This is a genomic window from Sodalis sp. RH16 (assembly GCF_047324245.1).
Classification (GTDB): domain Bacteria; phylum Pseudomonadota; class Gammaproteobacteria; order Enterobacterales; family Enterobacteriaceae; genus Acerihabitans; species Acerihabitans ligni.
The window spans coordinates 3,651,408-3,672,239 of sequence record NZ_CP178737.1 but is presented as its reverse complement, the minus strand read 5'-3'; the positions used below and the strand labels follow the sequence as shown (position 1 = coordinate 3,672,239).

19 protein-coding genes are annotated in these 20,832 nt (G+C 53.9%); 10 read left to right on the top strand and 9 right to left on the bottom strand.

Features of this window, described 5'->3' with window-relative positions:
- Window positions 1–124: 124 nt before the first annotated feature.
- The gene (locus ACL2XJ_RS16915) at window positions 125–1,249 is read left to right on the top strand and encodes a toxin glutamine deamidase domain-containing protein (protein WP_413723860.1); all 1,125 of its coding nucleotides are present in this window, start codon (window positions 125–127) and stop codon (window positions 1,247–1,249) included.
- Between the two features lie 122 nt (window positions 1,250–1,371).
- On the top strand, window positions 1,372–2,601 hold the full coding sequence (locus ACL2XJ_RS16910) for an FAD-dependent oxidoreductase (RefSeq protein ID WP_413723859.1): 1,230 nt from the start codon (window positions 1,372–1,374) through the stop codon (window positions 2,599–2,601).
- 100 nt (window positions 2,602–2,701) lie between these two features.
- Here ACL2XJ_RS16910 and ACL2XJ_RS16905 read toward each other — a convergent pair whose 3' ends face one another.
- Both ACL2XJ_RS16905 and ACL2XJ_RS16900 read right to left on the bottom strand, forming a co-directional pair.
- A complete protein-coding gene (locus ACL2XJ_RS16905; protein WP_203522120.1) occupies window positions 2,702–3,661 on the bottom strand; it encodes a 2-hydroxyacid dehydrogenase in 960 nt (319 codons plus the stop codon).
- A 494-nt stretch (window positions 3,662–4,155) separates the two neighbouring features.
- On the bottom strand, window positions 4,156–4,425 hold the full coding sequence (locus tag ACL2XJ_RS16900; protein WP_132922457.1) for a DUF1471 domain-containing protein: 270 nt from the start codon (window positions 4,423–4,425) through the stop codon (window positions 4,156–4,158).
- A 645-nt stretch (window positions 4,426–5,070) separates the two neighbouring features.
- Between ACL2XJ_RS16900 and ACL2XJ_RS16895 the strand changes: the two genes are divergently transcribed.
- The gene (locus ACL2XJ_RS16895) at window positions 5,071–5,727 is read left to right on the top strand and encodes an MgtC/SapB family protein (protein WP_203522121.1); all 657 of its coding nucleotides are present in this window, start codon (window positions 5,071–5,073) and stop codon (window positions 5,725–5,727) included.
- A gap of 90 nt (window positions 5,728–5,817) precedes the next feature.
- Here the strand turns inward: ACL2XJ_RS16895 and ACL2XJ_RS16890 are convergent, their stop codons facing one another.
- Together ACL2XJ_RS16890 and ACL2XJ_RS16885 are read right to left on the bottom strand one after the other, a co-directional pair.
- A complete protein-coding gene (locus ACL2XJ_RS16890; RefSeq protein ID WP_213085628.1) occupies window positions 5,818–6,003 on the bottom strand; it encodes a YnfU family zinc-binding protein in 186 nt (61 codons plus the stop codon).
- 310 nt (window positions 6,004–6,313) lie between these two features.
- On the bottom strand, window positions 6,314–7,051 hold the full coding sequence (locus tag ACL2XJ_RS16885; RefSeq protein ID WP_413723857.1) for a metallophosphoesterase: 738 nt from the start codon (window positions 7,049–7,051) through the stop codon (window positions 6,314–6,316).
- A 571-nt stretch (window positions 7,052–7,622) separates the two neighbouring features.
- On the opposite strand from ACL2XJ_RS16885, the gene ACL2XJ_RS16880 reads away from it, so the two are divergent.
- From ACL2XJ_RS16880 to ACL2XJ_RS16850, 7 genes are all read left to right on the top strand, one after another.
- The gene (locus ACL2XJ_RS16880) at window positions 7,623–8,075 is read left to right on the top strand and encodes an NUDIX domain-containing protein (protein WP_413723855.1); all 453 of its coding nucleotides are present in this window, start codon (window positions 7,623–7,625) and stop codon (window positions 8,073–8,075) included.
- 125 nt (window positions 8,076–8,200) lie between these two features.
- Complete coding sequence (gene mnmA, locus ACL2XJ_RS16875; protein ID WP_413723854.1) at window positions 8,201–9,322, top strand: tRNA 2-thiouridine(34) synthase MnmA; 1,122 nt, start codon at window positions 8,201–8,203, stop codon at window positions 9,320–9,322.
- Between the two features lie 8 nt (window positions 9,323–9,330).
- The gene (hflD, locus tag ACL2XJ_RS16870) at window positions 9,331–9,957 is read left to right on the top strand and encodes a high frequency lysogenization protein HflD (protein WP_132922462.1); all 627 of its coding nucleotides are present in this window, start codon (window positions 9,331–9,333) and stop codon (window positions 9,955–9,957) included.
- Window positions 9,958–9,979: 22 nt separating this feature from the next.
- Window positions 9,980–11,350 carry an adenylosuccinate lyase gene (purB, locus tag ACL2XJ_RS16865; protein WP_132922463.1) on the top strand — a complete coding sequence of 457 codons (1,371 nt, stop codon included), beginning with the start codon at window positions 9,980–9,982 and terminating at the stop codon, window positions 11,348–11,350.
- A 188-nt stretch (window positions 11,351–11,538) separates the two neighbouring features.
- The gene (gene phoP, locus ACL2XJ_RS16860) at window positions 11,539–12,210 is read left to right on the top strand and encodes a two-component system response regulator PhoP (RefSeq protein WP_132922464.1); all 672 of its coding nucleotides are present in this window, start codon (window positions 11,539–11,541) and stop codon (window positions 12,208–12,210) included.
- 5 nt (window positions 12,211–12,215) lie between these two features.
- Window positions 12,216–13,679 carry a two-component system sensor histidine kinase PhoQ gene (gene phoQ, locus ACL2XJ_RS16855; RefSeq protein ID WP_132922465.1) on the top strand — a complete coding sequence of 488 codons (1,464 nt, stop codon included), beginning with the start codon at window positions 12,216–12,218 and terminating at the stop codon, window positions 13,677–13,679.
- A 196-nt stretch (window positions 13,680–13,875) separates the two neighbouring features.
- Window positions 13,876–14,997: a cupin domain-containing protein gene (locus tag ACL2XJ_RS16850; RefSeq protein WP_132922466.1), complete on the top strand. Its 1,122-nt coding sequence runs from the start codon at window positions 13,876–13,878 to the stop codon at window positions 14,995–14,997.
- A gap of 122 nt (window positions 14,998–15,119) precedes the next feature.
- Here ACL2XJ_RS16850 and pepT read toward each other — a convergent pair whose 3' ends face one another.
- From pepT to lolC, 5 genes are all read right to left on the bottom strand, one after another.
- The gene (gene pepT / locus ACL2XJ_RS16845) at window positions 15,120–16,367 is read right to left on the bottom strand and encodes a peptidase T (protein WP_203522123.1); all 1,248 of its coding nucleotides are present in this window, start codon (window positions 16,365–16,367) and stop codon (window positions 15,120–15,122) included.
- A gap of 278 nt (window positions 16,368–16,645) precedes the next feature.
- Window positions 16,646–17,476 carry a Sir2 family NAD+-dependent deacetylase gene (gene cobB / locus ACL2XJ_RS16840; RefSeq protein WP_132922468.1) on the bottom strand — a complete coding sequence of 277 codons (831 nt, stop codon included), beginning with the start codon at window positions 17,474–17,476 and terminating at the stop codon, window positions 16,646–16,648.
- A gap of 23 nt (window positions 17,477–17,499) precedes the next feature.
- Window positions 17,500–18,744: a lipoprotein-releasing ABC transporter permease subunit LolE gene (gene lolE, locus ACL2XJ_RS16835; RefSeq protein ID WP_165934280.1), complete on the bottom strand. Its 1,245-nt coding sequence runs from the start codon at window positions 18,742–18,744 to the stop codon at window positions 17,500–17,502.
- A complete protein-coding gene (gene lolD, locus ACL2XJ_RS16830) occupies window positions 18,744–19,451 on the bottom strand; it encodes a lipoprotein-releasing ABC transporter ATP-binding protein LolD (protein WP_132922470.1) in 708 nt (235 codons plus the stop codon). Before lolD ends, lolE begins: the two co-directional genes overlap by 1 nt.
- The gene (lolC, locus tag ACL2XJ_RS16825) at window positions 19,444–20,646 is read right to left on the bottom strand and encodes a lipoprotein-releasing ABC transporter permease subunit LolC (protein ID WP_132922471.1); all 1,203 of its coding nucleotides are present in this window, start codon (window positions 20,644–20,646) and stop codon (window positions 19,444–19,446) included. Before lolC ends, lolD begins: the two co-directional genes overlap by 8 nt.
- Between the last annotated feature and the right edge of the window lie 186 nt (window positions 20,647–20,832).

Here is a 20,832-nt window from a genome sequence, read left to right as displayed (position 1 = left end):
GCCCACAGTCAACGCGCTGCAATCAGCAAAATTCGCTCATTTTGTCATAATAAGCGATTTCATCATTTACCAATATAGCAACTCTCTGCAAGACTTGATTCTTGTGCACAATGGGAATCGAGTTATGGGAAATAATATAACCACACTTTACGCTTTTGAAAAACCTTCAAACCGGGATAACGATAATTTTAGGCCGGTATATGACCCTGTTAAAAAGCTGCTGAAGGTGCATAATTCAACGAATAGTGGTGGCTTGCCGCAAAGTAATTCCTGCCCTCACATCCCGGCCAGTCATTCCACCTCTTCTGATGATGACCAGGCATTTAATAAGACCAAGGGCGCCGATGCCAACACCCGCTTTTCGGCTATAACCGGTAACGCCTGTCTTGTCCGAGAAAGTTCCCCGGCATACCCCTTCGGTATTAATGACCAAAGGTCCAATATTCCTGGTGATACAGCGCGTTTCCCTGTAGATGACGAAAATTTCACATTAATTGATTTTGATATTGTTTCAAACCAGGCAGATCGTTTTCCTGGAGATAACAATAACTCAGCCGGACCCTCCGGGCTCATAGCCTCGGCCGACACCCTTGCCCCGCCCCGCTATGGTGCTTGCGATTATGCTGACAAACTGGGCGAGTATATCTCCCGGACGCTGATAGCCAAAGTCAACCAGCAGGGCAAAGCGCCCCTGTTGCTACGGCCGCTGGCCGCCATCGCCTCCTGGTTTGGTTATCACGGCTTCGGACAATCCAATTGCCTGTCATGCGCCGCTTCTGTCGCGGACACCCTAAAGCAAGGAAAAATGTATCAAGCCTTCCCTACCCAGCGCGGCGGCCGCCCCAGTGAATTTGCCACATTGCAAAACGCCGTCAATATCACGCGGTTGGACTCGGTGGAGCAGTTGGCGTCCCACTTGACAGTCTCCGGCGATCTTAACATCGTGCTGACTATCAAACGTCCTCCATCTCTCTGGCGCAGGATATTCCATTGGGTTGACGGACATGCCTGCAACATCATCAAAACCGGCGATACTCTTTTTTTAGTGGATGCGCAGAAAAAAAAATACACTCTGTGCAATATAAGCAGAGATGATGAGCTGTCAAACGAACGGGCGGATGTGTTGAGAGCCAAGCTGGCGACGGATATTAGGCCTGAACTTACCCGCTTTGTCGGCGCCGTGGATTTGGCGGACGGTTCCCTGCAGCTTTACAATGTCGGCTGGGAAAAACCCGACCCGAACTCATGATCCGGTCATGGGCAACCGTGGTGAAAGTCAGGCGTTAAAGTCTGGGGAATAATAAATAACCTTGCAAGACTGGAAATGATAAGTATTATCATTTCCAGTCTATTTTATTAAGGACACCGCGGATGAACCCATCGGACGTTACCCCGCCGCTCACCACAGATTGCTGTATCGTCGGCGGCGGTCCGGCCGGGTTAATGCTGGGCTATTTACTGGCCAGGGCCGGCGTCAACGTTATGGTGTTGGAAAAACACGCCGATTTCCTGCGGGATTTCCGCGGTGACACCATCCATCCTTCAACCCTGGATATACTGGATAACCTCGGTCTGCTGGAAGAGTTTCTTCAACTGCCCCATCAGCAGGTGGTGAAGTTGAAGGGTGAATTCCAGGGCGAGTCCGTCACGCTGGCGGACTTTTCCCGCCTGCCCACCCGCTGCAAATTCATGGCGTTTATGCCGCAGTGGGATTTTTTGAACTTTCTGGCGCAGCGGGCGGAAAAACTGCCGGGATTTACCCTGCTGCGATCCACCTGCGCCGATGAATTGTGGCGGGAGGACGGGCTTATATGCGGCGTCATGGCCCAAGGTCCCGGTGGTGAAACGCTGCCTATCCGCGCCGCCCTCGTGGTGGGTACCGATGGCCGGCAGTCCATGGTCCGGCGGGCCGCCCTCCTGCCGCGTCGGGAATTCGGCTCCCCCCGTGACGTGGTCTGGATTCGGGTGCCAAAGGAATCCGGCGATGCAGAGTGGGACAGCGGTCACGGCGGGCCGAAAAAGAATTTTATCATGCTCGACCGGGGGGAATACTGGCAGTGCGGTTACAGCATCGTCAAGGGCAGCTTCGATAGCCTGCGACAGGAAGGACTGGCGCCTTTTCTGCAACGGGTCGCGGCGGTTTCCCCCTTCGATTTCAATCGCCTGTCGCAGGCGACAGGGCATTGGTCCCAATTGAAACTGCTGGAAATCCGTATCGACCGGCTGGAGCGCTGGGCGGCGCCGGGGGTATTATGCATCGGCGACGCCGCCCACGCCATGTCGCCGATCGGCGGAGTCGGCGTCAACCTGGCCATACAGGACGCGGTGGCGGCGGCAAATATTCTCACCGCGCCGCTCCTGAAAGGAAATGTCAGCCTGCTGCAGCTCAAGCGGGTGCAGCGGCGCCGGTCTCTGCCCACCCGGCTTACGCAGAGGCTGCAGCTGATGATGACCGCCGGCGCCGATAAACCTCGGCAGCCGCCCCGAACGCCCTCGATTATTGAGCAGTGGCTGCGCCGTCGGTCCTGGCTGCCGCATATCGCCGGCCGCATCATCGGCCTGGGATTTCGCCGCGAGCTGCCCAGACTAGCCGGGCGCTAACGGTACCGCAGATGTACGAACCTGCCATCCGCACGCAACGAGACCATTGCCCGGCATCGATGCACATCTTTGCCGCCATTCATCGACAGACACCCGTGGCTCAAGCGTTATCCATGCCCGGTACCGGAGTCAGCACCGGCTGCCCGGCAAAATAACGGGTCAGATTCTCCAATACCCGCTGGAACACGGCCGCCCTGGCTTCCGGCGAACGCCCCGCCACATGGGGCGTCAGAATAACGTTATCCAGCTGCAGCAGAGCCTGCGGCACCTTCGGCTCATCCTCCAGCACATCCAGCGCGGCGCCGGCGATGGCTCGCTGCTGGAGGCTCTCAATCAGCGCATCGGTATCCACCACGCTGCCGCGGGAAATGTTGACCAAAAAGCCCTCCGGCCCCAGCGATGCCAGCACCTGCTTGTTAATGAGATGCCGCGTCTGTCCACCGCCGGGGGTGGCGACCACCAGGAAATCCGCCCACTGCGCCAATTCCTCCAACGAGCCGCAATAACGCAGGTCGCTGCCGGCCCGTGGCCGCCGGTTATGGTAAGCCACCTGCATGCCGAATCCCGCGGAGCAGCGTTCGGCGATTTTCAAACCGATATTTCCCAAGCCCAATACGCCCAGGCGCTTGCCGGTAAGCTGCGGTCGGATCTGCCTTAGTTGCTGCCATTCCCCGCGGCGCACCGCCTTATCGAGACTCACGATATTCCTGGCCACGGCGGCAATGAGCGCCACCCCATGATCCGCCACCGAGGTATCGTTGGTGCCGGTGCCATTGGTCACCATAATGCCTCTGGCGCGGGCGGCATCAAGATCGATTTTCTCGAATCCCGCGCCCTGGCAGCAGATTATCCGCAAATTGGGAAACGCATCCATATCCTCGGCTTGCAGACCAATGGAACCGATGGTCAGCAGTCCCTGAATCTCATCGGCATCTCCGTCAGGTAAAATCGGGCTGCGATCGTTTTCCCGCAGGGCCGGACGCAGGAGAAAACCGGCTTGCTCAAAACCGGCGCGAAAAGACATGGGAATGTCCACATGCAGTAACAAGGCGATAGGCATTTTTACCAGCATTTTTCGTAAAAGGTGAAGCAAACATAACCCGAAAAGATGACTTTTTGAAATAAGGTGATGCTATTTGATTATACTTCCATACACTTTGCTACAGTTTAGCCCTGCCCGGTACACGGACGCATACCGGTGCGGCATTCCATAGCGGACAGGAGCTATAACGGGAGAAGCAGATACCGGACCTGTGGCCCCGGTCAAGCCAGTGGAATGGACACGGATGGCGTAAAGATTTTGCGGTACGCGATCCATAGCTGAATAATGGCATTACCGGTTTTTTATAATGAAATTAGATCACCAATACACTTAAAGGCCGCTGCCGCTTTTAAATATATCTAGCACTACTTTTTTAATATAATTTATTATACCACCCTCTTATTGACCAATCGCCGGCGTTTTTGCAGAGCGCCGGCGATTGCCAAGGAATTTCATCTTTAAATCTACAGACGTTAATGAAAAGTATTTACGGGTATTCTTATCGGTAATATTTACCGATAAATATCAGCATTGCCTAACCAGGCACTGGAATTACCGGGGTTCGCTACCTCAATCACCCGATAATAAGGCGCGTTCTGTTCATCGGCTTTACGGGCCAACGCCCTCACGGCGTCGTCGGTAGAGCCCCGCACGCCTGAGACGGAGACGCTGCCTATCTGCTGATGCGCGGCAGCTTCCGCCTGGTCTATTTGCTGGGACGCCAGCGCGGCAAAAGACATGCCGCCCAATATTGCTGTGAAAAGGAAGGGTAACAATTTCATGGTTATTCTCCAACTTATCTACTACATATAATAGCTATGCTCTTGCTCAACGGCCCCAATTTAATAAGCCAGTGTCGTCAGGGCGAAGAAAACGTAGCGGTTGGGTAAATAATTAGCTCAAAATACGTAGTATAATAGCCCGTCTTTGTAAGCGGCTTTATCAAGGGAAATAGATAAATAAAACTGATAGGTCTTCTTTTTCTCCCCAATCCATGCAACGGTCCTCAAACCGCACCAAACCAAGGAAATTTATATCGTCATTGTTAATTTTAAATAGAGTGATTTTTAGCAAAAAATTACCGTTTTTTTAACAATAAAATCCATATGCCTTTTTTTCCTGACATGGTGGATGACAGGATGAAAGAGAATATGCAAAAAGTGGTTTTTTATTTACATTCTTTAGCCTTTAATAATACCAAAAACTAAAATCACACATTATTTTTTCGGCCTGATGATCCGCCGATAAATCGTACAATGATTATCCAACGTACAGTTATTTTTCATATTTAAACTATTATTAAAACATTCGCTGTAACATTTTCTCATCAACATCCATGATTGAAGATAGAGTCAAAACAATCGATACTGACCCCTACCGGCCAGGATATGGCCCGGAGGTATGAACAAACGTGAGGGGATGGAGAGATGAACACTGAATTACTGCTGCGTATTGCCCTGGCCGGCGCATTGGGAGCGTTGATCGGCGTGGAGCGACAGCTTCGGGCCAAAGAGGCGGGGTTACGTACCCATATATTGGTCTGTATCGGCAGTACGATGTTTATGATCGTCTCCAAATACGGTTTCGGCGATATCCTGGGGCAACATAACATAGCTCTCGACCCCAGCCGGATTGCCGCCCAGGTAGTGAGCGGCATCGGTTTTCTCGGCGCCGGCACCATCATGCTGAACAAGCAATTTGTCCGGGGCCTGACCACGGCGGCGGGCCTGTGGGTCACCGCGGCCATCGGACTGATTGTGGGCAGCGGCCTTTATGTCATCGGCATATTCGGCACCATTATGACGCTGCTGGTGCTGGAAGGCATTCGCCAGCTAAGCACCCGCCTGATGGGGCAGCGCTATATGCTGATGCTGTCGTTAACCCCCGCCAGCATGGATATGGCCATGCAAACCCTGCGTAAGCTTCGCATTCGGGTCATGCGTTCAAGCGTGACCCGCAATGAAAACGAAAACAAGGACTGTAAATTATCCATGGAAATCATGCTGCGTGCCAAATACAAACCCGCGGATATCTACAGCCAGCTCATGTCCATAGACGGCGTTCACAAAATCGAGATCCGCTAAGCGGGCCAGGGCGCCGTAATCAGGGGCACAGTCCAGCCGCCAGTTGGCTGTGCGGCCCACGGCCACGTTTATTAACGCAGCGGATAAAGCTTAATCATCTGATTTTTGCGGTGATTTTTGGTTTTTAAGAAAATAGGAATGACAATGCGGGCATATCATGACCTTGTCTTTCGAAATTTTATTGAAATCTTGTTTGGAGGATTGATGGCAAATAGGACATTCAATATTTGTCGGCATCTTTTGAATTTTTTGAAGCACATCAGAGAAGAATGACATCGTATTCAGCCTATTCGGTGCATAGACCTTATTGTAGCACGGATGGTACCGCTTGCCGCGGCGTTAAAAAAATATAATATTGTCGCTGGCAAGCTCATCCCGCCGGGCAGGTAACAGGCTGGCTGACCATGTGTGCTTCCTTTGTCCATAAGCCGCGATGGCCCCCTCGGAGAAGTTGTATCTCCGATGTTAAATATCTCTTTCATTTTGATTTGATTAAAAAATGAAAGAGAAATAGATTTTCGTTAAAAAATCATTTTCTCTTAATACGAACCTTATTTCTAATATTGCTATCAACACCTTAAATTAGCTATACAAAAAAGGTCTCAGAATGATAATCGTATGAAAAATCCAGTACTTTATAACCCCTTTTATTGTCAGTTAGCAAAGTTTGGGCGCCTGATTTCCATTGAAAGCACGTTGCCGGACATACATCAATTGTACATTTATTATATTTTCTAGTGAACAGAGTATGCGCGTGGCCACAGATGACGCTCTTGATTTCACTCCTGCTAACAAGGAGGTCTAGGAGGCTCTCGCTATTCAATAACTTACTGCTATCTACCAAGGGGATGCCCACCGGGATAGGATGATGGTGCATAAATAATCCGACTTTCTGGCTTTTCACTGCCGCGATTCTGTCCGCGATTGCATTTTTCTGTTCAATGGAAAGAAAGCCGCTGTCTTTACCCTGCTGAACGGTATCTACCTTGATAAAAATCCAATCCTCATAAGAAAATTCATTGGTTGCAAAAACAAGTTTGGATTTATTGAAAACCGATGCCATACATTCTTTATTATCATGGTTACCCGCCAAAAAATAGATCGGCAGGTTTAACCTTTGCACCTGACTCAAGGCAAGCACATAAGACTCAATAGATCTGTCTTCCGATATGTCACCCGTGATAAAAACCGCATCTGCCTTTAGATTTACATTCTGCAGAATTGCGTCTATGACAATTTTTAAACATTCATAGGTACAATAACCATGCATTGTCTTTTCTTGGTTTGAAAAAAGATGAAAGTCTGTTAATTGGATAAATTTCATTTTTCCTTCCTTTGGATTTATTTTAACACGTCAGTCCATTTTTCCTGCTGGAATCGAAATTATTAAATTAATTTCATTAAAAATAAATGTATGTTAATATTATTTTTTGCTCAAGCATAATCTATCTATTTTTTAAAGTCCTAAAGCCAGTATAACTTGGATGATAACCCTTGAATATAAATATTTGCAGCATAGGGAGGCATCGTTATTTTACTACGTTGAGACGGAATATCTTTCGCTTGCTATCTGAATCGACGTTATCAGTGGCGGTAAATTCAAAAGCGATTGTTCACTGGTGCTGACGCTTTTATCTATCACTTCGCTTACGGGGCATTGGTCGTTACCATTATAGCGAGTAAAATCCCTCCCTCCCTCCCGGGCCGATTTGCAGTATAATGATAGACAGGACGGTGGTTGCACAGACTGATGACGCGATTCGTTTTTAACATTCATGCCTGATATAACACCATTACCTTGCCTGTTTCAGCCTTAGCGCCATAGACTCGTCCCCATGAACCGCGCTATCAGGTTAACCTGATATAAGGCAGTCCCCTGTTGTTAAGGAGTGCGAGTGTTTAAACCTCATGTCACCGTCGCTTGCGTGGTACAGGCGGAAAATCATTTTCTGATTGTGGAAGAAACCATACACGGCAATCCCCGCTGGAATCAGCCGGCAGGCCATCTTGAAGCGGATGAAACCGTAATACAGGCGGCGGCCAGGGAGTTATGGGAAGAGGCGGGTATCCATGCCCAACCGCAATCATTATTGCGTATTCATCAATGGATGGCTCCCGACAAAACCCCCTTCATACGCTTTCTGTTCGCCATAGAGTTGCCAAAACGGCTCACCGCCATTCCCCAGGACGATGATATTGACCGCTGTTTGTGGCTTGAAGCGGATGAAATCCTGAACTCGCACCTATTACGTTCCCCCCTGGTGGCGGAAAGTATCCTTTGCTATCAGCAGGGCGTGCGTTACCCCCTGGATGTTCTTAACGCGTTCCAATGGCCGCTACCGCTATAATCTCCGCTCCGCCACCGGCAACAACCGACACTAAGGTGGCGGGGCCATGCCCGGTCGTGATAAAATCCAGCGTTTATCAGCTATAATGCGCCCTTGGCGGCGCGATTCCCGGTCGTGAGAAATCCATGTCAGAAAACAGCCAGCTCAAAGTGATCGTCGGTATGTCCGGCGGCGTCGATTCATCTGTATCCGCATACCTGCTGCAACAGCAGGGCTATCAGGTGGAGGGGCTGTTTATGAAAAATTGGGAGGAGGACGACAATGAGGAGTATTGCACCGCCGCCAGCGACCTGGCGGATGCGCAGGCGGTTTGCGACAAATTGGGCATCCCGCTGCACACGGTGAATTTCGCTGCGGAATATTGGGATAATGTATTTGAGCTGTTTTTGGCGGAATACAAGGCGGGCCGTACGCCAAATCCCGATGTGCTGTGCAATAAGGAGATAAAATTCAAGGCGTTTCTTGAATTCGCCGCCGAAGATCTGGGAGCGGATTTCATCGCCACCGGCCATTACGTCCGCCGGCAGGACGTTGACGGCAAAAGCCGTCTGCTGCGCGGCCTGGATGACAATAAAGATCAAAGCTACTTCTTGTACACCCTGAGCCACGGTCAGCTGGCGCAATGCCTGTTCCCGGTGGGAGAGCTGGAAAAACCCGAAGTACGGCGGATTGCCGGCGAACTGGGGCTGGTCACCGCCGGGAAAAAGGACTCCACCGGCATCTGTTTTATCGGCGAACGAAAATTTCGCGAGTTTCTGTCCCGCTACTTGCCGGCGCAGCCGGGTAAAATCATCACCACCGACGGACAGCCGGTCGGCGAACACCAGGGTTTGATGTATCATACCCTCGGACAGCGCAAGGGACTGGGCATCGGCGGCACCAAAGACGGCAATGAAGAGCCCTGGTACGTGGTGGACAAGCTGATGGACGATAATATCCTGGTGGTGGCCCAGGGCCATGAGCATCCCCGCCTGATGTCGGTGGGTTTGCTGGCCGGCCAGCTGAACTGGGTCGACAGGGTCCCGTTCACCGGCACGCTGCGTTGCGTGGTGAAAACCCGTTACCGCCAGCAGGATATACCCTGCCAGGTGCAATCCCAAACCGACGGCCGGGTCAAGGTCACCTTCGATCGGCCGGTGGCGGCGGTGACGCCCGGGCAGTCCGCGGTTTTTTATCTCGGCGAGCATTGTCTTGGCGGCGGAGTCATTGAATCCAGGCTGCCGCTGCCTACTCAGGGACGTGTATAGGAGCAACTTTGGCTAAGAATTTTTTTGACATTACGCTGGCATTGGCGGGCATCTGCCAAAGCGCCATGCTGGTGCAGCAGTTGGCCCATAAAGGACAGTGCGACGATGGGATGCTCGAGGTATCGCTGCGCAGTACGCTGGATCTCAATCCGGCCTCGACCCTGGCCGTTTACGGCAGCCAGCCGGCGAATCTCAAGCTCGGGCTGGAATCGATGCTGGGTATGCTGAATGCGTCGCGCACCGGGCCCGGCGCGGAATTGACGCGCTATACCCTCAGTCTGATGGTCCTCGAACGCAAGCTGAACGGTAATAAAAAATCCCTTGATGAACTGGCGAAGCGCATCACCCAGTTAGATCGTCAGCTAACTCATTTTGAATTATTATCAGAGACGTTAATCAGCGCCATGGCGGCGATCTACGTGGATATCATCAGCCCGCTTGGCCCCAGAATCCAGGTGACCGGCACGCCGGCCATGCTGCAAAACACACAGATACAGGCTAAGATACGCGCCGCGTTATTGGCCGGTATACGTTCCGCCGTGCTCTGGCAACAGGTGGGAGGCGGCCGTTTACAATTGATGTTCGGCCGTAACCGGCTGTTTAAACAGGCCCGGCAAATTCTTGCACAATGTTAACCTTCTCCAGGAGTCGCAAACGATGGAATTATCCTCACTGACCGCCGTTTCCCCCATAGACGGACGCTACGGCGATAAAGTCAGCGCCTTGCGCGGGATTTTCAGTGAATATGGCCTGCTGAAATTCCGCGTGCGGGTGGAAGTGCGCTGGTTGCAAAAACTGGCCGCTTGCGCTGAAATCAAAGAGGTTCCCCCGTTTGACCCGGAAGCAAACGCTTTCCTTGACGCTCTGGCGGCCAATTTCAGCGAAGAGGACGCCGCGCGGATTAAAACCATCGAGCGCACCACCAATCATGACGTCAAGGCGGTGGAATATTTTCTGAAAGAGCGCGTGGCATCGGTGCCGGCCCTTCATGCCGTTACCGAGTTCATTCATTTCGCCTGCACGTCGGAAGACATCAATAACCTGTCCCATGCGCTGATGCTGCAAAGCGCGCGCCAGGATGTCATCCTGCCTTACTGGCGAAAGATTATCGACGGCATCAAGACGCTGGCGGCCCAGTATCGCGATATCCCGCTGTTGTCACGCACCCACGGCCAGCCGGCCACGCCTTCCACCGTCGGCAAAGAGATGGCCAACGTGGCCTACCGCATGGAGCGCCAGTACAGGCAGCTGTCGCAGGTGGAGATCCTGGGGAAAATCAACGGCGCCGTAGGCAACTATAACGCCCACATGGTGGCCTATCCCGAGGTGGATTGGCACCGTTTCAGCGAATCCTTCGTCAACTCGCTGGGCATAGATTGGAATCCCTACACCACACAAATCGAACCTCATGACTATATCGCCGAACTGTTCGACTGCATGGCGCGCTTCAATACCATCCTTATCGATTTCGATCGCGATATCTGGGGTTATATCGCCCTGAATCATTTCAAACAGCGCACCATCGCGGGTGAAATCGGCTCCTCCACCATGCCCCATAAGGTCAATCCCATCGATTTTGAAAATTCGGAGGGCAACCTGGGCATGGCCAACGCCATTATGGGGCATCTGGCCGGGAAGCTGCCGGTGTCCCGCTGGCAGCGGGATCTCACCGATTCCACCGTCCTGCGCAATTTAGGGGTCGGTATCGGCTATGCCCTTATCGCTTACCAATCCACGCTAAAGGGCGTCAGCAAACTGGAAGTGAACCGCGATCGCCTGCTGGCGGAGCTGGATCAAAACTGGGAAGTCCTGGCCGAGCCGATTCAAACGGTTATGCGCCGTTACGGTATAGAAAAACCCTATGAGAAACTCAAGGAGCTGACCCGTGGTAAACGTGTGGATGCCGCGGGTTTCCAGGTATTTATCGACAGCCTGCCTTTGCCCGAAGAGGAAAAAAACCGGCTCAAGGCCCTGACCCCGGCCAATTATATCGGCCGCGCCGTTGGCTTGGTGGACGAGTTGAAATAATCAGCCAAATGCGGCTGGGACTTCACCTTTTTTACCCGCTCCGGTTAAAGCTCCGTTTAAGGACAGTTTAGCCATGCTCTGGGATACTCTCGTTAAAGACGTCCGGATTGCTCAGGGGATTGTTTTTACAAGTTTACAGAGGCGGGTCTTCAGTGTCCCGTTACTGGCGCTTTAACTTAGGAGTTGCGATGCGAGTTCTGGTTATAGAAGACAATTCTCTTCTTCGTCATCACCTGACGGTACAAATGCGTGAAATGGGACATCAGGTCGATGCCGCCGCCGATGCCAGAGAGGCGGACTATTTTTTACATGAACATCCGCCCGATATCGCCATTGTCGATCTCGGCCTGCCCGATGAAGACGGTCTGAGCTTGATTCGCCGCTGGCGCTCGCATCAGGTCAAAATCCCCATACTGGTTCTTACCGCCCGGGAAGGCTGGCAGGATAAGGTAACGGTGCTGGAAGCCGGCGCGGATGACTACGTGACGAAGCCATTTCACCTGGAGGAAGTGGTCGCCAGAATGCAGGCCCTGATGCGCCGCAATAGCGGCCTGGCATCGCAGGTCATTACGTTGCCGCCGTTCCAGATTGATCTTTCCCGGCGCGAGCTGATGATCAACAGCGAGCATATCAAGCTGACGGCTTTCGAATACACCATTATAGAAACGTTGATCCGAAATGCCGGTAAAGTCGTCAGCAAGGATTCGCTGATGCTGCAGCTATATCCCGACGCCGAACTGCGCGAGAGCCATACCATCGATGTACTCATGGGGCGTTTGCGGAAAAAAATGCAGGCCGATTATCCTTATGAGGTTATTACGACGGTTCGCGGGCAAGGCTATCGTTTTGATGTTAACTAAGTTTTATGACCCATTTCCCGTATTATCATAAAAAGCCTTTTTCGCTTCGTGTCCGATTTCTATTAGCCACAGCGTGCGTGGTGCTGGCGCTTTCGCTCTGTTATGGCATGGTGGCGGTCATCGGCTATAGCGTGAGCTTTGATAAAACATCTTTTCGTTTATTGCGCGGGGAAAGCAATCTCTTTTTCAGCCTGGCCCAGTGGAAAGACAGTCGCCTCACCATTGCCGTGCCGCCGAATATCGATATTAATTTCGCCGCCCTGGTACTGATTTACGATGAGAAGGGGCATATCCTCTGGCGTCAACGCTACGTGCCGGCGCTGGAATCCAGGCTGAAACCCGATTGGCTGCAGAAAACCGGCTATTTCGAGCTGGATACCGATACCCGCACCAGCAGCGCCGTTCTGGGAGACAATCCGAGCGCGCAGAATCGCCTGAAAGACTTTGACAGCAGCGACAGCAATGCGCTGACCCACTCCGTTGCGGTCAACCGCTATCCGGCTACCGAACGGCTGCCGCCGCTGACCATCGTGGTTGTGGATACCATACCCCATGAACTGCAGCGTACCGACCTGGTGTGGGAATGGTTCAGCTATGTGCTGCTGGCCAACCTGCTGCTGGTGGTGCCGCTGCTGTGGCTGGCGGCGCACTGGAGTTTACGGCCCATCAAGGATCTGGTGCAGCAGGTGCGGGAGCTGGAGGCGGGAGAACGGGATCGGCTGGATGAAAACCCGCCCCGCGAGCTGGGCATCCTGGTGCGCAACCTGAACATTCTATTGAATAACGAGCGTCAGCGTTATCAGAAGTACCGCTCCACCCTTTCCGATCTCACCCACAGCCTGAAGACCCCGCTGGCAGTGCTGCAAACCACCCTGCGATCGCTGCGCACCGGACGGGAGACCAATATCGAGCTGGTTGAGCCGATTATGCTCGAACAAATCAGCCGGATTTCGCAACAGATAGGCTATTACCTGCATCGTGCCAGCGTGCATTCGGATCACAACGTGCTGAGCCGCGAGCTGCACTCGGTTCCCGCTCTGCTTGACAGCCTGTGTTCGGCGCTGAACAAGGTTTATCAGCGCAAAGGGGTCTCGATTTCCCTGGATATTACCCCCGAGTTGACCTTTATCGGCGAGAAAAACGATTTCATGGAAGTGATGGGCAATATCCTCGACAATGCCTGCAAATATTGTCTGGAATTCGTCGAAGTGACCGCCCGCGCCAATGAAAACCAGCTGCATCTGGTCATCGAAGACGATGGCCCCGGCATTCCCGCGTCCAAACGTACCCTGATTTTTCAGCGGGGCCAGCGCGCCGATACCCTGCGGCCCGGGCAAGGCCTTGGATTATCCGTGGCGGCGGAGATCCTGGAGCAGTATGAGGGGGATATTATCGTCGGTGAAAGCGCCTTGGGCGGAGCCCTGGTGGAAGTGATATTCAAACGCCAGCAGGGGTATCAGGATGATTAAGCCCTCCCCCGCCGATAAGGAGTCTTATTGTGAAAAGTCCCGTCCATTGAGCATTCGAAATAAAAATCTTTTAAGGCTTTTATTAGCTAACGGATTATTTTATAGCGGATTTATGCACTCCATCAGATAAATTACCCACCTTATCCCGCCTGCTTCCGTTATAATCCATTCAGGGTCCCTTATGGTGGAATAGGCTATGGATTATCAACTCGATATTGACTGGAAAGACTTTTTACAGCGCTACTGGCAAAAACGGCCCGTCATTATTAAGCGTGCCTTTAAAAATTTTCACGATCCCCTTTCACCGGATGAATTGGCCGGGCTGGCGATGGAAACCGAGATCGATAGCCGCCTGGTCAGCCATGATGAAGGCCGCTGGCAGGTGAGCCATGGTCCGTTTGAAAGCTTCGATCACCTTGGCGAGACCAACTGGTCCCTGCTGGTGCAGGCAGTTGACCACTGGCATGAGCCTTCCGCCGCATTGTTGCGCCCTTTCAGGCAGCTTCCCGACTGGCGTATCGACGATCTGATGATCTCGTTTGCCGTTCCCGGCGGCGGCGTGGGCCCCCATCTTGATCAATACGATGTTTTTATCATTCAGGGCACCGGCCGCCGTCATTGGCGCGTGGGTGATAAAGGGGTCTTCAAGCAGCACTGCCCGCACCCCGATCTGCTTCAGATTGAACCTTTTGACGCCATTATCGATGAAGAAATGGAGCCTGGAGACGTACTGTATATTCCGCCGGGATTTCCCCATGAGGGTTATTCGCTGGAAAATGCGCTGAATTATTCGGTGGGTTTCCGCGCGCCGAGCGGGCGCGAGCTGGTGAGCGGCTTTGCGGATTACGTCTTGGCCCAGGAATTAGGCAGTGAGCGTTATAGCGATCCCGGCATCTCTTTGCGCGAAGACCCGGCGGCGGTATTGCCGGAAGAGATCGACGCGCTGCGGGCCATGATGACGGATCTGGTACAGCAGCCTGAGCAATTCAACCACTGGTTCGGCGAGTTTATTTCCCAATCCCGCCATGAACTGGATCTGGCGCCGCCCGAGCCCCCTTATCAGGCAGGGGAAATTTACGATCTGCTGCAACAGGGGGACAGCCTGCAACGGCTGGGAGGCCTGCGGGTATTAAAAGTCGGCACGGAATTTTTTGTTAACGGCGAACAGATTGTCACCACGCATCAAGCGGCGGTGGCCGCCCTGGCCCGCGATTATCAGGTGGCGGCAAGTCAATTGGGCGACGCGCTGGAAGATCCTTCTTTCCTGGCGCTGCTTACAGCGCTTATCAATAGCGGCTACTGGTATTTCAAAAACTAACCTTCATCTTTCGAGCCGCAGCTGTGTTGGCTGCGCTTGCTGCAACTCGAAAACTATTGGTTATCAATGCCTTCATCTTTCGAGCCGCGGCAGTGTAGGCCGCGGCTTGCTGCAACTCGATCTTACTTTTTTTGCCCGGTGCTTTTGGAGCGCAGCGCGCTCAGTTCCGCGATGCGCATGATCACCTGTACCGCTTTTTCCATGCCGTCCTGGGAAGCGAATTCATGTTTGCCGTGGTAGTTGTAACCGCCGGTAAACACATTCGGGCAGGGCAATCCGCGAAACGACAGCTGCGCGCCGTCGGTACCGCCGCGAATCGGCTTCATTACCGGTTCGAGTCCGCTGTCGCGTATCGCCTGCTGGGCCAGCTCGATAATATGCGGATATTTCGCCACCTGCTCATGCATATTGTAGTAACTGTCTTCGATGGTAAGCTCAATGTAGCAGTCCGGATGCAGTCCCTTCCCCACTTCCTCGGCGGTATCTATCATAAACTGCTTGCGAGCGGCAAAACTCTGCCTGTCGAAATCACGCAGGATATAGTGCATTTCCGCCCGATCCACCGAGCCCTTCAGGCTGTGAAGATGATAAAAACCTTGGTAGCCCTCGGTGGTTTCAGGGGTTTCATTCACCGGCATTTTTTGATGGAAACGGGTTGCCAGGGATAAGGCGTTCACCATAACGCCTTTGGCGGTACCGGGGTGTACGTTATTACCGACGATTTTAACCACTACCGACGCGGCATTGAAATTCTCGTACTCCAGTTCGCCGATGCCCCCGCCATCCATGGTGTATGCCCATTCGGCGCCGAACCGCTCAACATCGAAAAACTGCGCGCCTTTGCCCACTTCCTCGTCGGGCGTAAAGGCAATACGGATATCGCCGTGGGGAATCTGTTTGGTTTTGAGGCGGACCATAGCGGTGATGATTTCAGCAATACCGGCTTTGTCATCGGCCCCCAGCAGTGTTTTTCCGTCGGTGGTGACCAGGCTGTGCCCCAATAAATGGTGCAGCACCGGGAACATCACCGGCGAAAGAATTTCGTCTCCGTTCCCCAGGGCAATATCCCCGCCGCGATAGTTTTCAACGATCTGCGGATTGACATGCTTGGCGGTAAAATCCGGTGAGGTATCCATGTGGGAAATAAAACCGATGACGGGCACCGTCCAGGCGACATTAGACGGCAGCGTAGCCATCACGCAGCCGTGCTCGCTTAGCGACACATGGGAAAAACCCAGGACATTCAGTTCCTCTTCAAGGGCATGCGCCAGCTTCCACTGTCCGTCGGTACTGGGTACCTGCTTAACCCCCGGCTTGGATTGGGTATCAAAGGAAACATAATTTAAAAAACGATCGAGTAATTTATCCATTTTATCCGCCTGTCGCATCTACGACACCCATTATGGGTAGCGATGATTCTTCAAATATTGTGTCAGGTCATTTTTCACTGTTTTGGTCGCAAAAAAGCGCATAGCTTTAGCATAGCGTATTTCCACTTAACCTAAAGCTGCGTTTTTCTTAGCAAGAGACCGACTATGTAATGACATTTTGGTGAAATAACCGCTGTTTGCGCGAAGGGGAATGCTGGAGAGCGAATGGGAAATGGCAGGCAAAGCAGACCGGTCCGTCCCGGGCGGACGGACGCAAGTTAGCCCCGCTGTTCAACGAAGCCGCTGATGAATTTACTGACAAAGGCCGGAACGCATTGGCTGGCCGGACCGTACACATGTTCTTCAAACTGGCTTTCCACCTGGCTCGGTTCCAGATTGAGCTCTACGGTTCGGGCACCGTTCAAGCGGGCCTCATGGACAAAACCCGCCGCCGGATAAACATGGCCGGACGTGCCGATGGCCAGGAAATAATCCGCCCGACCCAGCGCGTCGTAAATATCTTCCATACCCAGCGGCATCTCGCCGAACCAGACCACGTGGGGACGTAATACCGCGGGAAACTGGCAGCAGTGGCAGCGATCCTGTTCGGTGATGTCGTCGGTCCACTCCACAATCTGCCCGCTTTGCACACAGCGCACCTTAAGCAGTTCGCCATGCATATGGATAATACGCCGGCTGCCGGCCCGTTCATGTAAATTATCGATATTTTGCGTTACCAGCAGAAAATTATCCCCCAGGATCTGTTCCAGCTCCGCCAGCGCCCGGTGCGCGGCATTGGGGGCGATATCAGGCTGCTGCAGCTGACGGCGGCGGGCATTATAAAACGCCTGCACCAATTGGGGGTTGCGCTGGAACCCTTCGGGGGTAGCCACATCCTCGACGTGGTGCTCTTCCCATAACCCGTCGGCGGCGCGGAACGTCCGGATGCCGGACTCCGCGGAGATTCCCGCCCCGGTCAAAACCACCACAAAAGGTTTTTTCATTTTAGTCACCGCCATGGTATCCCGATGAAAAATACGCGAACGCAATCGCTGCTGCCTGAGGCGTTTACTTTTACGAAACCGGATTAACCGGCGATGTATACGCATGCTGGTGGTTCCTTAATGCATGACTACTGACCGCTAAGTACCCGCGCCGGATCGATGCGGCTGGCGCGACGGGCCGGATACCAGCTTGCCACCAGGCTGAGCAGCAATGCCGTGCCCAGCACGCTGGCCACATCCAGCCAATGCAGCTCGGTGGGCAAAAAATCGATATAATAAATATCGCCGGAAAGCAGATTATGGCCCAGCAGCGATTCAATGCCCTTGACCAGTCCCGTCAGATTCAACGCCACCAATACCCCTACCACCACGCCGCTCACGCTTCCCGTCAGTCCTGCCAACAGACCGTACCAGATAAAAATAGCACGGGTGAGCCGGTCTTTGGCCCCCAGCGTTCGCAATATGGCAATATCTTCGCTTTTATCCTTAACCGCCATCACCAGCGTGGAGACAATATTAAAACAGGCTACGCCGATAACCAGCACCATGGCCAGATACATAATGGCGCGAATCATCTGGATATCCCGGTACATATAGCCGTAAGTACCCATCCAGCTGCGGATGTAGACATAGGAGCGGGTCACTTCGCCGGCATCCCGTACCAGCTTATTGGCGATAAAGGGATTGTTGACCTTGATGGCGATGCCGCTGACATCCTGCGCCATGTCCAGATATTGCTGGGCATCCGCCAGCGGCACCATGGCGAAGCTGTGATCCAGCTGGCCGCTCAGGGCCAGGATACCTTCCACCTGCAGGCGGATGCGCTTGGGCTCCAGCAGCTTCATTTGCGGATCGCTGTTGGGGATCATGATGGTCAGCCAGTCGCCCTGCTTGACGTTAAGAGCCTGCGCCACCCCCTGTCCGATAATGATCTGCTGTTTACCGGCGCTGAAATTCCGCCAGGCATCGCCCTGTACATACTGCGGCAGCGCGCTTAACCGGGCCTCCTGCGCGGTATCGACGCCCCTGACCTGAACGGCTTTCAGCTTGTCCTCCCGTTCAATCAGGCCGGTAAAGTTCACATAGGGCGCCGCGGCGGCGATGCCAGGCACCTTTTCGATACGGGTCAATATCGCCGGCCAATCGGTGAAGGGCGGATTTACCGGCTCGATTTCACCATGGGGCACTACCGCCAGAATGCGGTTGTTCAGCTCCCGTTCGAAACCGTTCATGGCGCTCAGGCCGATAATCAGCACCGCCACGCCCAGCGCAATGCCCAGGGTGGAGATGATGGAAATCAGCGAGACCATGCCCCCGCGCCGCCTTCCCCGGCTGAAACGCAGCGCAATCGTCAATGAAAGCGGGATACCTATCATTCCCGCACTCCCAGCAATTCGCCGTCCTGCCACAGCTGCCCGTCGCGCATTTCAAGCTGTCGATTCAACCGCCGGGCCAGATGCAGGTCATGGGTAACCACCAGGAACGCCGTGCCCTGGCGCATATTCAGTTCGCCCAGCAGTTCAAAAATACTGTCGGCGGTGCGCTGATCCAGATTCCCGGTAGGCTCATCCGCCAGCACCAGCGCCGGATGGTTCACCAGCGCGCGGGCAATGGCCACCCGCTGGCGCTCGCCGCCGGACAGCTCGGACGGCCGGTGCCGGCCTCGCTTCTCCAGCCCCACCGACGCCAGCATTTCACGCGCCGTGGCTCGCGCCTCTTGGGCAGAGGTGCCGCCAATCAGCAGCGGCATGGCGATGTTCTCCATAGCGGTGAAATCCGGCAGCAGATGATGAAACTGATAGATAAATCCCAGCCGGCGGTTACGGATCTCCGCCCGCGCCTGGGACGACAGGCTGTTCAACTGCCGCCCTTCGAAAATCACCTCGCCGGAGGTGGGTTCGTCCAATCCCCCCAGCATATGCAGCAAGGTGCTTTTGCCGGAACCGGAACTGCCCACGATGGCCATCATTTCTCCCGGCTGCAGGGAAAAGGTCACGTCGCGCAGCACATCGGTAAACAGCTTGCCTTCCTGATAACGCTTACTCAACTTGTTACACTGCAACAAAGGAGCACTATTCATAACGTAAAGCCTCGGCGGGATGAGCGGCGGCGGCGCGCCAGGAGGGATAAAGCGTGGACAGCAACGCCACCGCCATCGCCAGCACGGCGATGACGGCTACCTGCAGGGAATCGATATCCACCGGCAACTGCGCGCCGTCGAGGAAGGTGCCGATCACCGGCATCAGATTGTTAAGCTGGCTGGCCAGCAACAGCCCGAGCCCGGTCCCCAGCAGCGCACCGATGATACCGGCGCCGGCGCCCTGGACCATAAACACCAGCATCACCTGGCGACGGGTTAGGCCTAGGGTTTGCAATATCGCCACTTCGCCCTGTTTCTCCATCACCAGCAAGCCCAGGGAGGTGATGATATTAAACGCCGCCACCGCCACAATCAGGCTGAGCAGCAAACCCATCATGTTTTTTTCCATGCGCACCGCCTGGAACAGTTCTCCCTTGCGTTCGCGCCAATCCTTCCAGACCGTGCCCGGCGGCATCGCCTGGCGGCTGACGGCGTCCACGTCCAGCGGCTTGTTCAGCCACAGGCGCCAGCCGGTGATATTGCCGGCCGGATAGCGCATCAGGCGCGAGGCGTCCTGCTGATTGGTCAAGAGCTGGTAACCGTCCACTTCGCTATTGGCGTTAAAGGTGCCGGCAACGGTGAATAGACGCTGGCTGGGAATGCGGCCCATCGGCGTGAACTGGCTGGCGCCCGGCACCATCAGCCGCAGCCGATCGCCGCGTTTCACCCCGAGCTGGCCGGCCAGCTGTTCTCCCAGGATCACCTGGTAACCGCCGGGAGCAAGCGCATCCATCCGCACGTTCACCAGAAAGCGGGCCAGAGGTTCCGGGTCCGCGGGATTGACTCCCAGCATCACCCCCACCGCCACGCTGCGCGCGCTTTGCAGCACGACGTCGCCGGTCACGAGGGGAGCGATATGGCTTATACCCGCAAGTCTTTCTAGCGCTGAAGGCGGAATACGTTTAGGATCCAACGAGCCTTCGGCCGTGGTAATAAGCGCATGGGGCATCACGCCGAGAATATTGCCTTCGAGCTCGCGCTCAAAGCCGTTCATCACCGATAATACGGTGACCAGCGCCATAACGCCGAGGGTGATGCCGATAGTGGATAGCCAGGAGACAAAGCGCCCGAATCGGTCCGATGCCCGCCCGCGCATGTAGCGCAGGCCGATATATAATGCGACAGGTTGATACATTGAATTCCGTTTGGATGCGGTTGCCAAAGCAAAGTGATCAAGGATAATAAAGGGTCGTACCGTTTTATGGAACCATTAACCGCCGCCATAACCGGCTTTTATTCTTGTTAGGCAACTCAACATACGCCATCATGCTTACTGCATAACCGATTCGCCACAGGCCGTGCTGAAAAGGCCCCGTAACGC

Bases quoted from the DNA above. Each gene is read 5' to 3' on its own strand.
- lolC (WP_132922471.1), bottom strand. From the start codon at position 20,646: ATGTATCAACCTGTCGCATTATATATCGGCCTGCGCTACATGCGCGGG.
- ACL2XJ_RS16910 (WP_413723859.1), top strand. From the start codon at position 1,372: ATGAACCCATCGGACGTTACCCCGCCGCTCACCACAGATTGCTGTATC.
- ACL2XJ_RS16900 (WP_132922457.1), bottom strand. From the start codon at position 4,425: ATGAAATTGTTACCCTTCCTTTTCACAGCAATATTGGGCGGCATGTCT.
- mnmA (WP_413723854.1), top strand. From the start codon at position 8,201: ATGTCAGAAAACAGCCAGCTCAAAGTGATCGTCGGTATGTCCGGCGGC.
- purB (WP_132922463.1), top strand. From the start codon at position 9,980: ATGGAATTATCCTCACTGACCGCCGTTTCCCCCATAGACGGACGCTAC.
- ACL2XJ_RS16915 (WP_413723860.1), top strand. From the start codon at position 125: ATGGGAAATAATATAACCACACTTTACGCTTTTGAAAAACCTTCAAAC.
- pepT (WP_203522123.1), bottom strand. From the start codon at position 16,367: ATGGATAAATTACTCGATCGTTTTTTAAATTATGTTTCCTTTGATACC.
- lolD (WP_132922470.1), bottom strand. From the start codon at position 19,451: ATGAATAGTGCTCCTTTGTTGCAGTGTAACAAGTTGAGTAAGCGTTAT.
- cobB (WP_132922468.1), bottom strand. From the start codon at position 17,476: ATGCGTATACATCGCCGGTTAATCCGGTTTCGTAAAAGTAAACGCCTC.
- phoQ (WP_132922465.1), top strand. From the start codon at position 12,216: ATGACCCATTTCCCGTATTATCATAAAAAGCCTTTTTCGCTTCGTGTC.
- ACL2XJ_RS16850 (WP_132922466.1), top strand. From the start codon at position 13,876: ATGGATTATCAACTCGATATTGACTGGAAAGACTTTTTACAGCGCTAC.
- ACL2XJ_RS16895 (WP_203522121.1), top strand. From the start codon at position 5,071: ATGAACACTGAATTACTGCTGCGTATTGCCCTGGCCGGCGCATTGGGA.
- phoP (WP_132922464.1), top strand. From the start codon at position 11,539: ATGCGAGTTCTGGTTATAGAAGACAATTCTCTTCTTCGTCATCACCTG.
- ACL2XJ_RS16905 (WP_203522120.1), bottom strand. From the start codon at position 3,661: ATGCCTATCGCCTTGTTACTGCATGTGGACATTCCCATGTCTTTTCGC.
- ACL2XJ_RS16885 (WP_413723857.1), bottom strand. From the start codon at position 7,051: ATGAAATTTATCCAATTAACAGACTTTCATCTTTTTTCAAACCAAGAA.
- ACL2XJ_RS16890 (WP_213085628.1), bottom strand. From the start codon at position 6,003: ATGTCATTCTTCTCTGATGTGCTTCAAAAAATTCAAAAGATGCCGACA.